This window comes from Shewanella sp. 5_MG-2023 (assembly GCF_030547465.1).
Lineage (GTDB): Bacteria > Pseudomonadota > Gammaproteobacteria > Enterobacterales > Shewanellaceae > Shewanella.
The window spans coordinates 113,155-124,923 of sequence record NZ_JAUORC010000012.1; the positions used below are offsets into that span (position 1 = coordinate 113,155).

10 protein-coding genes and 1 pseudogene are annotated in these 11,769 nt (G+C 41.8%); 10 read left to right on the top strand and 1 reads right to left on the bottom strand.

Going from position 1 to position 11,769, the window contains the following annotated elements:
- Nucleotides 1-86: 86 nt before the first annotated feature.
- Nucleotides 87-1,750 (bottom strand): annotated as a pseudogene (gene ettA / locus Q4557_RS09005) (energy-dependent translational throttle protein EttA).
- Between the two features lie 262 nt (nucleotides 1,751-2,012).
- On the opposite strand from ettA, the gene Q4557_RS09010 reads away from it, so the two are divergent.
- The 10 genes from Q4557_RS09010 to Q4557_RS09055 all read left to right on the top strand — a co-directional run bounded on the left by Q4557_RS09010 (nucleotide 2,013) and on the right by Q4557_RS09055 (nucleotide 11,720).
- Nucleotides 2,013-3,776, top strand: coding sequence for a DUF3943 domain-containing protein (locus tag Q4557_RS09010; protein WP_303412188.1), 1,764 nt, complete (start codon nucleotides 2,013-2,015; stop codon nucleotides 3,774-3,776).
- Between the two features lie 322 nt (nucleotides 3,777-4,098).
- Nucleotides 4,099-5,355 (top strand): serine hydroxymethyltransferase, encoded by a 1,257-nt coding sequence (glyA, locus tag Q4557_RS09015; RefSeq protein WP_102438048.1) that lies wholly within the window; start codon nucleotides 4,099-4,101, stop codon nucleotides 5,353-5,355.
- A gap of 156 nt (nucleotides 5,356-5,511) precedes the next feature.
- On the top strand, nucleotides 5,512-5,961 hold the full coding sequence (gene nrdR / locus Q4557_RS09020) for a transcriptional regulator NrdR (protein ID WP_076543024.1): 450 nt from the start codon (nucleotides 5,512-5,514) through the stop codon (nucleotides 5,959-5,961).
- Between the two features lie 135 nt (nucleotides 5,962-6,096).
- Nucleotides 6,097-7,251, top strand: a complete 1,155-nt coding sequence (gene ribD, locus Q4557_RS09025; RefSeq protein ID WP_303412194.1) for a bifunctional diaminohydroxyphosphoribosylaminopyrimidine deaminase/5-amino-6-(5-phosphoribosylamino)uracil reductase RibD — start codon at nucleotides 6,097-6,099, stop codon at nucleotides 7,249-7,251.
- A gap of 63 nt (nucleotides 7,252-7,314) precedes the next feature.
- Nucleotides 7,315-7,971 carry a riboflavin synthase gene (locus Q4557_RS09030; protein WP_303412196.1) on the top strand — a complete coding sequence of 219 codons (657 nt, stop codon included), beginning with the start codon at nucleotides 7,315-7,317 and terminating at the stop codon, nucleotides 7,969-7,971.
- An 84-nt stretch (nucleotides 7,972-8,055) separates the two neighbouring features.
- On the top strand, nucleotides 8,056-9,159 hold the full coding sequence (gene ribBA, locus Q4557_RS09035) for a bifunctional 3,4-dihydroxy-2-butanone-4-phosphate synthase/GTP cyclohydrolase II (protein ID WP_076543021.1): 1,104 nt from the start codon (nucleotides 8,056-8,058) through the stop codon (nucleotides 9,157-9,159).
- A gap of 121 nt (nucleotides 9,160-9,280) precedes the next feature.
- Complete coding sequence (ribE, locus tag Q4557_RS09040; RefSeq protein ID WP_144214265.1) at nucleotides 9,281-9,760, top strand: 6,7-dimethyl-8-ribityllumazine synthase; 480 nt, start codon at nucleotides 9,281-9,283, stop codon at nucleotides 9,758-9,760.
- Nucleotides 9,761-9,774: 14 nt separating this feature from the next.
- Nucleotides 9,775-10,179: a transcription antitermination factor NusB gene (nusB, locus tag Q4557_RS09045; protein WP_303412198.1), complete on the top strand. Its 405-nt coding sequence runs from the start codon at nucleotides 9,775-9,777 to the stop codon at nucleotides 10,177-10,179.
- 93 nt (nucleotides 10,180-10,272) lie between these two features.
- Complete coding sequence (gene thiL / locus Q4557_RS09050) at nucleotides 10,273-11,229, top strand: thiamine-phosphate kinase (RefSeq protein WP_102438054.1); 957 nt, start codon at nucleotides 10,273-10,275, stop codon at nucleotides 11,227-11,229.
- A complete protein-coding gene (locus Q4557_RS09055) occupies nucleotides 11,229-11,720 on the top strand; it encodes a phosphatidylglycerophosphatase A (RefSeq protein ID WP_102438056.1) in 492 nt (163 codons plus the stop codon). Before thiL ends, Q4557_RS09055 begins: the two co-directional genes overlap by 1 nt.
- Nucleotides 11,721-11,769: the final 49 nt, after the last annotated feature.

The following is an 11,769-nucleotide window of genomic DNA, read 5'->3' on the forward strand; positions in this document are numbered from 1 at the left end:
CTATTTACTTAAAAATGGGTAAATCGTCATAAGGAGCATTTATTAACTTGCATCACCATTGATAGGTATCGGCAGTGACGCGATTGTTATTTTGCAATACGTTTGTATTTCAAGCGGTGCGGCTCAATGGCTTCTGCACCTAAGTTTTCTTTCAGCCAAGTGGTATATTCACTGTAGTTACCTTCATAGAAGTTCACTTGGCCTTCATCACGGTAATCAAGAATATGGGTAGCGATTCTGTCTAGGAACCAACGGTCATGGGAAATAACCATGGCACAACCTGGGAACTCTAATAAAGCTTCCTCTAATGCACGCAGTGTTTCAACGTCCAAGTCATTGGTTGGTTCATCGAGTAATAATACGTTGCCGCCAGCTTGCAATAATTTAGCAAGATGGACACGGTTACGCTCACCGCCTGATAAAGTGCCAATGATTTTTTGTTGATCGCCGCCGCGGAAATTAAAGCGGCCTACGTATGCACGACTCGGGATCTCAGTATTGTTGATACGCATGATATCTTGACCGTCTGAAATCTCTTGCCAAACTGTGTTCTTATCATTCATTGAATCTCGGAACTGTTCAACAGAGGCTATTTGCACTGATTCGCCGACTTCAATGCTGCCGCTATCCGGTTGCTCTGCACCTGAAATCATCTTGAATAGTGTCGATTTACCTGCACCGTTGGCGCCGATGATACCGACAATCGCGCCTTTTGGAACAGCGAAAGTTAAGTCATCAATCAATACTCGGTCACCATATGATTTGGTCAGGTTATTTACTTCAATAACCTTATCACCTAAACGTGGCCCAGGTGGAATGAATAACTCATTGGTTTCATTTCGTTTTTGGTAATCATTGGTGTTCAATTCTTCAAAGCGAGCCATACGGGCTTTGCCTTTTGATTGACGACCTTTTGAACCTTGACGTACCCATTCTAATTCTTTTTGAATGGTTTTTTGGCGGGCGCTTTCAGTGGCAGACTCTTGTTGCAGGCGGGCATCTTTTTGCTCAAGCCATGATGAATAGTTGCCTTCCCACGGTATACCTTCACCGCGGTCTAGCTCTAAAATCCAACCTGCAGCATTATCCAAGAAATATCTATCATGGGTAATAGCCACAACGGTGCCAGTATAGTCTTGTAAGAAACGTTCAAGCCAAGCGACTGATTCAGCATCCAAGTGGTTGGTTCATCGAGTAACAACATGTCTGGCTTTTCAAGCAGTAAGCGACAAATAGCGACACGGCGACGTTCACCACCCGAAAGTACTTCGATTTTTTCATCCCAATCAGGCAGACGCAGTGCATTGGCTGCTCTATCTAATACCACATCAAGATTATGAGCATCTTGAGATTGAATAATTGCTTCAAGCTGCCCTTGCTCTTTTGCAAGCGCATCAAAATCGGCATCTGGTTCAGCATAAAGTGCATACACTTCATCTAAACGTGTAAGGGCATTTTTAGCTTCGCTTACGGCTTCTTCGATAGCCTCACGGACGGTTTGAGATTCATCCAGCTTAGGTTCTTGAGGAAGGTAGCCGATTTTTAAATCTTGCATCGGGCGAGCTTCACCTTCGATTTCAGTATCTAACCCTGCCATGATTCTAAGCAGAGTAGATTTACCTGAACCGTTTAAACCCAGTACACCAATCTTGGCGCCAGGAAAAAAACTAAGGGAAATATCTTTAAGGATTTGTTTTTTAGGTGGAACAATCTTGCCCACTCTAAGCATGCTATATACAAACTGAGCCATATTTATATCTCTTTGACTAAGATTCGGACTAGGAAATTTAATTAATTCTACTTCAATCTCGCCGTAACTGAAAATCGAACTTTTGTCATTGAAGGTTTATTCCACACCGATACGTCAAAAAACTACTTAACAAAAACAACCGAATAAAGTAATAATCGTCTACAACATAGTTGTAACAACCCGATTTGTGGATAGAAAGAGGGACAATCACTGATTGTTGGTGATATCAGGTTAATTTTTCAAAATATGTTAAGGGATTAAAGTGAGCACGATACAAAGGAAGGCTTTAAAGAGAATATTACTGTGTAATTCGTTGTTTTCTGTTTCAATATTCTGCTTGTGTAGTCAAGTTAATGCCCAAGAACACCAAGCAAAAGAATACAGGTCTTTATTCATTGAAAAAGACCAACCAACCGCTGTTTTCACCATTAGCAGCAAAGATGAAAGTTCAGTTAAATCCTTTTATTCAGCAGCAGTAAATCAATCATATTCAAATGAAGTTAATCAACTTAAATATGAACCATCAGGTTTAGTCATAAGCTCTATCACTGCAGGAAAAGACATTAGAAGTATTAGTGGGCCTGATTTACAAGAAGGTGAAACTCTTATCACAGATACTGAGCTAATAGATAAAGACTGGTGGGGAGCATTAATTGAAATTTCTACGGTATTAGTCATTGGCGAGGTACTTTACCTGACCAGTGAAGAAAGTATGGAAGGAGATTTTGATTACGAAATTGAAGGCAATGCAGGGCAATATTTTGCAGATAGAATTGTGACAACTGATGCTTGGAAACTTGATGACAACAAGGTAGGCATGAATTGGGGGCATACCTATGCTGGTGCACTGTATTATCAAGCGTTCCGTAATTATAACTTTAATTATTATGAATCTTTGGCGGGTAATTTTATAGCATCGGCAGTCTGGGAAGTCTTTGCTGAATATAAAGAAGTGGTAAGTGTGAATGATCAAATCGTTACAACATTTGGTGGTGCAGTATTGGGTGAAAGCTTATTTCAAATATCTGAAATGTTAGATTCAAAACAAGGTTGGGTCCCAACGGCTTTTAGTAGTGTTTTTAATCCGGCTAAAACCATTAAAGGTTGGTTTGGTTATGATAACCCACAACGGTTTAATCGAACATACGCCAAGGATATGTTCAACATCTATACAGGTGCAATGTACTCCAGCAAAAAGCAGGCTGATATTTCTACTACTTCTTTAATATTGGGATTAGAGGCGAGTATTGATAGTGTTCAAGGTAAATATGATGCTTTATCTGCGACACCTAGCCAGGTCGATTTAAACATGGAACTGGGGATTTCTAACGAAGGAATTGAAGATTGGCAAATGGATTCTTCGATTTTTTTAGGTGGCTGGACGAGCGATGTTAATACCATATTAGATTCTGAAAATAGACGCCAGACTTGGTTTATTGGCCCATCCATGGGGCTGGAATATAGCAGTCTGGGTCAAGATGAAGAGGAAGATTTTTACGCAGCAATCAATGTGATTGGTGTATCTGCTGGAACGCAATGGTTTGTTGATGATGTTTCGATAAGTATCAGAGGCGACCTGTTTGGTGATTTTAGTATGGTGAAACCCTTTGCAACAAAAGATTATCGCCAAAATGGAGGCCATTTTTGGGGGACAAAATCGGTGCTTTGGGAAGGTGGCTATGGATATGCTTTAGGCCATACAGCCAAATTAGCACTAGAGGCGAATTATAAAGAATTGTTGCTCGGGGTTAAGTTTCAAAGTCAACGCTGGGACTCTATAGATGACAATGAGTTTAATCGAAGCAGTGATTGGAATCCAAACGTCAGTGACCTAGATTTTAAAGATGCACGTGATAGGTATGAAGTTTATCTCGATGTTCCTTTAACGAATACTATGAGTATCAGTATTCACCATGAACGTATCGATCGAAGTGGCACATTAACCGGAATTGAAAACTTGGCCATTGCCAATCGAAATGATGAAACAGAAAGTCGCAGTAGCATTCACTTTACTTATCAATATTAGCCGATAAATCATTGCCTGTATCATAGACTAGACTATCTAGTTTTTGTGATAAATGGAGCTGTAGAGCTTAAATATTTTGCTGATTCATTTTTTAGAAAAGAGTTTTCTTAAAATTGTCACAAGGTTATGAAACTAAGCGTTAATTTGGATTTTTCTATGAAATACAATTGCCGAACAACTCCATACAAGAAAATACAACTAACACAAGTGCAGTTCATGAGGAATTGCAACTAATTTCATGTTTCAAGTGCTGGGATTGTGATCAATTGCGCTGTATCATACCGCGCAACCCTACTATAAGAATTAACAGCTGGAGTGAGTAATGCTGAAAAAAGCTATGAATATCGCAGATTATGATCCACAACTATTTGCAGCAATTGAAGATGAGACTCGTCGCCAAGAAGAGCACATTGAATTAATCGCATCAGAAAACTATACCAGCCCTCGTGTACTTGAAGCGCAAGGCTCACAGCTAACAAATAAGTATGCTGAAGGTTACCCAGGTAAGCGTTACTACGGTGGTTGTGAACATGTGGATATTGCTGAAGAATTAGCTATTTCTCGTGCTAAAGAATTATTTGGCGCGACATACGCAAACGTTCAGCCTCACTCTGGTTCTCAAGCAAACTCAGCAGTTTTCATGGCGCTTTTAGAAGGCGGTGATACTGTTTTAGGTATGAGCCTTGCTCACGGCGGTCACTTAACTCATGGTTCTCACGTTAGCTTTTCAGGCAAGTTATACAATGCGGTACAGTACGGCATTGATGAAGTAACAGGTAAAATTGACTACGCAGAAGTTGAGCGTTTAGCCGTTGAGCATAAACCCAAAATGATCATTGCTGGTTTTAGTGCTTATTCAGGCATTATCGATTGGGGTAAATTCCGCGAAATCGCTGATAAAGTAGGTGCTTACTTATTTGTTGATATGGCGCACGTTGCCGGTCTTGTGGCTGCGGGTATCTACCCGAATCCGCTACCACACGCACACGTTGTGACAACCACTACCCATAAAACCCTAGCGGGCCCTCGTGGTGGTTTGATTTTATCTGCCATTAACGATGAAGCTATCTATAAAAAACTAAACTCTGCAGTATTCCCAGGTGGCCAAGGTGGCCCATTAATGCACGTTATTGCAGCCAAAGCGGTAGCATTTAAAGAAGCATTAGACCCTGAATTTACCACTTATCAAGAGCAAGTGGTTGCTAATGCGAAAGTGATGGCGAAAACCTTCATTGAGCGTGGCTACAATGTTGTTTCTGGTGGCACCGATAACCACTTATTCTTACTTGATTTAATCAACAAGGATATCACTGGTAAAGACGCAGATGCTGCGCTAGGTCATGCAAATATCACAGTTAACAAAAACTCAGTACCAAATGATCCACGTTCACCGTTTGTGACGTCTGGTTTACGTATTGGCTCTCCTGCTATTACCCGCCGCGGTTTCACTGAAACTGAATCGGTAGAGTTAACTAACTGGATGTGTGATGTGTTAGATGACATCACTAACGAAGCTACTATTGAGCGCGTTAAAAACCAAGTGCTTGAATTATGCGCTAAGTTCCCAGTTTACGGTTAATGTCAACCGAGATTGATTAACATAAACAATGATCTATTTAACTAACGCGGATAATCTTTTCGATAAGGTTAACCTTGTAAAGTAAATAGGATAAACTTCAATGGTCGTAAGTACTCAGTGCTTACGGCCATTTTGTTTTTTATTTCAGGAGCGGATATGCATTGCCCATTTTGTAGCGCGACAGATACGAAAGTTATTGATTCAAGACTCGTGGCTGAAGGCCATCAAGTGCGCCGTCGCCGGGAATGTACTGAGTGTCATGAACGCTTCACCACTTTTGAAGGCGCCGAATTAGTCATGCCGCGGGTGATCAAGCAAGATGGCACTCGCCAACCATTTGATGAAGATAAGCTGCGTGGCGGCATGTTACGTGCTGTTGAAAAACGCCCAGTATCAATTGATCAAATTGAGCAAGCGTTAAGTAAAATCAAGTCAACATTGCGCGCTACTGGCGAACGTGAAATTGATTCGGCCATGATTGGTAATTTGATGATGGATCAATTGATGATCCTAGATAAAGTCGCCTATATCCGTTTTGCTTCAGTTTATCGCGCCTTTGAAGATGTTTCCCAATTCGGCGAAGCCATCGCGAAGCTACAAAAATAATCTAGCTTACTTTTATTGCTGTTTTTAATTAATTGCTGTCTTACATTTATTGGCGTCTTGCATTCTTGCTAATGATGTACCTTATTTAGCAGTTCTGAATCTTCATGACTGCTTTTTAGTTTCTAGAAGGTCTTTATGTCTCAGTGGTCAAAATGTGATATTGAAATGATGAGCCTTGCTATTTCATTAGCAGAAAAAGGCCGTTATACCACGCGCCCGAACCCCAATGTTGGCTGCGTGATTGTCGCCAGTGGGGAGATCATTGGTCAAGGTTACCATATCAAAGCGGGTGGTCCTCACGCCGAAATCCACGCCTTAAAAGATGTCGAAAATCGTCAATTACAACAGCTACTTCCCCAAGCTACAGCCTATGTGACGCTTGAACCCTGCAGTCATTATGGCAGAACCCCACCATGTGCTAAGGCATTAATTGCAGCCAAAGTGAAGCGAGTGGTGATTGCACAAATGGATGCGAATCCGCAAGTGGCGGGTAATGGCGTTCGTATGCTTGAAAAGGCCGGTATTAAAGTTGATGTGGGCTTGCTAACAGCAGCAGCTAGTCAACTTAATATCGGTTTTATGAAACGCATGACCACGGGGTTACCCGAAATCACCGTAAAGCTGGCAGCCAGTTTGGATGGTAAAACCGCGCTATCTAATGGGGTGTCAAAGTGGATAACGGGCCCCGAAGCCAGAGCGGACGTACAAAAGCTACGCGCCCGTCATTGCGCGTTAGTGACTGGTGTTGAAACTGTGTTAGCTGACGACCCCTCACTGAATGTGCGCTACGAGCAATTGGCTAGTGTACAAAACAGCCTTGCTGAGTCTGAACTACAACAGCCATTAAGAGTGGTACTTGATAGTAAAGCAAGGCTGACTACCGACTATAAAATGTTTACTATTGAAACGCCGATTTTGCTGGTGTCTTGTATCGACTATCCAGCAGACGTTAAACAAGATTTTAAGTCCCATGTTAGCTTTATCACAATTGCGGCTAATAGCGATGGACGAGTTGATTTACATGCTTTATTTACATACTTAGGCAAGCATTGTAACTCAGTGTTAGTCGAGGCTGGTGCGAGCGTTGCTGGCAGTGTTATTCAAAGTAAATTAGCTGATACACTTTATTTGTACCAAGCAATGAAAATATTAGGCAGTCATGGACGCAATTTGATGCAATTAGACGACTATCAAACTATGGATCAGATTCCTGATGTACAATTAGTGGATTGTCGCAGAATTGGTGCAGACCAACGAATGATTTTTAAGTTTAATTCGCCAGCGAGTTAACTAACGCAATTCTGTCTATCGGTCGATGCTAAGCATGACCCATAAGATAACAAGTGAGTAAATATGTTTACTGGGATAATTGAAGCACTAGGCACATTAAGAAAAGTCGATCGTAATGGCGATGATATTCGTTTGACTGTAGCCAGTGGCAAGCTCGACTTAACCGATGTCAAACTGGGTGACAGTATTGCCACTAACGGGGTGTGTTTAACCGTAGTGCAATGTCTAGCTGATGGTTATGTTGCAGATATTTCTGCTGAAACCGTTGCCTTAACCGGATTTGCTAAATATAACGTCGGTCAAAAAGTAAACCTTGAAAAAGCGGTTACCCCAACGACCCGATTAGGCGGCCATATGGTCAGCGGCCATGTGGATGGTATTGCCACAGTGGAGCAGCGCCTTGTACGTGGCCAAGCCATTGAGTTTTGGCTGGCAGCTCCCGCTGAGCTATCTCGTTATATTGCCCATAAAGGCTCGATAACCATTGATGGCGTTAGCTTGACGGTAAATGAAGTTGATCAGCACAGATTCAGATTAACCATAGTGCCGCACACTGCAGCTGAAACCACCTTATTAGCTTTACAAGCGGGTCATAGCGTCAACATCGAAGTTGATCTTATTGCACGTTATCTTGAACGCTTAATGAAAGTAGAACAAAAGCCAGCCACTGAAAGTGGTGTCACAATGGAATTGTTGGCAAGTGCTGGATTTATGCGATAACTGATTATTACTGGTAAATATTATTACCCGAGCATATTTACTCTATATCGCTGATATAGACAAAACAATATAAAGGTCTTAGCAATGGCATTACATAGTATAGAAGAGATCATCGAGGACATTCGTCAAGGTAAAATGGTTATCTTGATGGACGATGAAGATAGAGAGAACGAAGGTGACCTTATTATGGCGGCCGATAAGGTGACGCCAGAGGCCATTAATTTTATGGCGACCTTCGGCCGTGGACTGATTTGCCAAACCATGACTAAAGAGCGTTGCCAGCAATTGAACTTGCCATTAATGGTTACTAATAATAATGCTCAGTTCTCAACTAATTTTACCGTTTCCATTGAAGCTGCAACGGGTGTCACAACGGGCATTTCAGCTCATGATCGCGCTGTAACCGTTCAAGCGGCAGTGGCCAAAGATGCTAAAGCATCAGATTTAGTCCAGCCTGGTCATATATTCCCATTAATGGCACAAGATGGCGGGGTGTTAATTCGCGCCGGTCACACAGAAGCGGGTTGTGATTTAGCCCGTCTTGCAGGCTGCGAGCCATCTGGCGTGATAGTTGAAATTCTTAATGATGATGGCACTATGGCCCGTTGTCCAGATCTTGAAATCTTCAGTGAAAAACACGGTATTAAAATGGGCACCATTGCCGATTTAATTGAATACCGCAACACCAAAGAAACCACAGTTGTACGTGAAGCTGAATGTAAACTGCCAACTCGTTTTGGTGAGTTCAATATGGTGACTTTCAGAGACACAATCGATAATCAGCTACACTATGCCTTATTGAAAGGTGACGTTGAAGAAAACTGCCTAGTACGGGTACATTTACAAAATACCTTTAATGACTTATTTCATTCAGAACGCGATCAAAAACGTAGCTGGCCACTTGAAAAAGCCATGGAGCGTATTGCATCAGATGGTGGTGTATTAGTACTGTTGGCGAATCACGAGCATTCAAGTGATATGCTTGCCAAGGTCAAAGCCTTTGAAGCGGAAGATAACGGTCAAGCGCCTACAGCTGCTAAATGGCAAGGAACCTCGCGCCAAGTCGGTGTTGGCTCGCAAATTCTTTCAAATTTAGGTGTGAGCAAAATGCGTTTATTAAGTTCACCCAAGCGTTATCACTCTCTATCAGGATTCGGTTTAGAAGTAACTGATTATATTGCAGAATAATTCACTAACTTAGTGAAGTTAACATTTATCAATAATTGCACAGGACTCGGGGCATTTGGCTGTGGTATTATACCGCCACTTTTGCCCAGAGCCGGGTGCTTTAGCTAATTTAGGTAAGATAATGATCGTAGTTGAAGGTAATATCGAAGCAAAAAATGCCAAAGTGGCGATCGTAGTATCGCGTTTCAATAGTTTTCTTGTTGAGAGTCTGCTTGATGGCGCATTAGACACACTAAAACGTTTAGGTCAGGTAAATGACGACAACATTACTGTTGTTCGTGTTCCTGGCGCTGTTGAATTACCACTTGCTGCACGTCGAATTGCAGCTAGTGGAAAGTTTGACGGTATTGTTGCACTTGGTGCAGTAATTCGTGGTGGTACTCCGCATTTTGATTTAGTTGCTGGTGAATGTAACAAGGGTCTTGCTCAAGTCGCTTTAGAGTTTGATATCCCAGTTTCATTTGGCGTTTTAACCACTGATACCATCGAGCAAGCAATTGAACGCTCTGGTACTAAAGCTGGTAACAAGGGCACAGAAGCTGCACTTGGTTTACTAGAAATGGTTAACGTTCTGCAAGAATTAGAACAACAGTTAGTATAGTAGTAGGAAAAGTAATGAAGCCTTCAGAGCGCCGCAAGGCACGCCGTTTAGCTGTTCAAGCTATTTATTCATGGCAGTTAAGCAAGAACAATGTTGCTGATGTTGAACATGAATTTTTAACTGAACAAAACATTAACGGTGTTGATGTAGCTTATTTTCGTGAATTGCTATCAGGTGTAGCCTCGAAAGCAACTCAACTTGATGATCTGCTAAAGCCTCATTTAGATCGTGATATTGAAGATGTATCACCCGTTGAGAAAGCCATTGTGCGTTTAGCAGCTTATGAATTAACTTATCGTAAAGATGTGCCATATAAAGTGGCCATTAACGAAGGTATCGAATTAGCGAAAGCGTTTGGTGCTGACGATAGTCATAAGTTTGTCAATGGTATGCTAGATAAGCTTGTTACTCGTAAGTAATGAATGAAAACGGTATCTTCGGATACCGTTTTTGTATGTAACGCTTTTTTCTACAAAATAATAGGTGGGCGGTTATCCGCACCAGATTATATCGTGAAAGAATTCCAACTTATCGAACAATTTTTCCGTGATAAAGGTCAGCAACGTCGAGATGTGCATTTAGGCATTGGCGATGACTGTGCATTAGTCCAACCGGCGGAAAACACATCTATTGCCATATCTTGCGACACCCTAGTCGAGAATGTCCATTTTTTACCGACAATGCCAGCTTATGAGCTTGGCTATAAATCTGTAGCGGTAAATTTATCCGATCTTGCTGCCATGGGCGCAGATCCGGCGTGGATGACGTTAGCGCTAACCTTGCCAGATGTTGATAATGAGTGGTTAGCGCAATTTAGCCAAGGGCTATTTGAAGCGGCTGAATATTACAGTGTTAGTCTGATCGGTGGTGATACCACCCGCGGGCCTCGCTGCATCAATATTACTATTCATGGTCAAGTGCCAACCGGTAAAGCATTAACCCGTAGTGGCGCGAAAATTGGTGACTGGGTGTATGTTACTGGCACTTTGGGTGACTCTGCCCTTGGGCTTGATATCCTGTTGGGCAAAAAAGAAGTCGCACATCAACATAAAGAATTTTTAATTAACCGTCACTATCATCCAACGCCTAGAATACTAGCGGGTCAAGCGCTACGCTCTTTAGCAACCAGTGCCATTGATTTATCTGACGGTTTATTTTCTGATATTCAGCACGTTTTAAAGGCATCTAATGTGGGTGCGATTATTGATGTGAATGAATTACCGCTATCGGAATCATTACAAGCATCATTGAGCCCTAATGAAGCAACTAGTTATGCGTTAACTGGTGGCGAAGATTATGAGTTGATGTTTACTGTACCAGAATCTCAACGTGGCGCTTTGGATATTGCACTGATCCACGCTGGGGTTAAATTTATTAAAGTAGGTCAAATTTGTGCCGGCGAAAAGTTACGCTTAGTGGCTGATGGCAAACCTTTTGAGCTAGAAAAAAATAGTTTTGAGCATTTCTAATGAAGTTTATTTCAACCGATCCAGCCGTTAAGAAATTAACCTTAACAAACCCTGTACACTTTTTAGCATTAGGTTTTGGCAGTGGTTTAGCCGCCAAAGCCCCGGGCACCTTTGGTACCCTTGCCGCAGTGCCGATTGTGTACTTGATGAGCTTTTTAAGCCTATCGGCTTTTATTTTTATCACGCTAATTAGCTGCCTTGTTGGTATTTATATTTGTGATAAAGCCGCTAAAGATATGGGCGTTCATGATCATGGCGCAATTGTGTGGGATGAAGTCGCAGGCTTAATGATCACCATGATTGCCGCCCCTGCAGGGGTAATTTGGTTAGTGGTTGGTTTTGCGTTATTTCGTTTTTTCGATATTTTAAAACCGTGGCCAATTCGTTGGCTCGACGCTAAAGTGCATGGCGGTTTTGGGATCATGATTGATGATGTATTAGCGGGGATTTTCTCGTTAATTTGTTTACAGTTGTTGGCTTATTATATTTAACCAATGATACTTTAATCTCTTTAAAGCTAATCCCATTAAACGTTAAGCC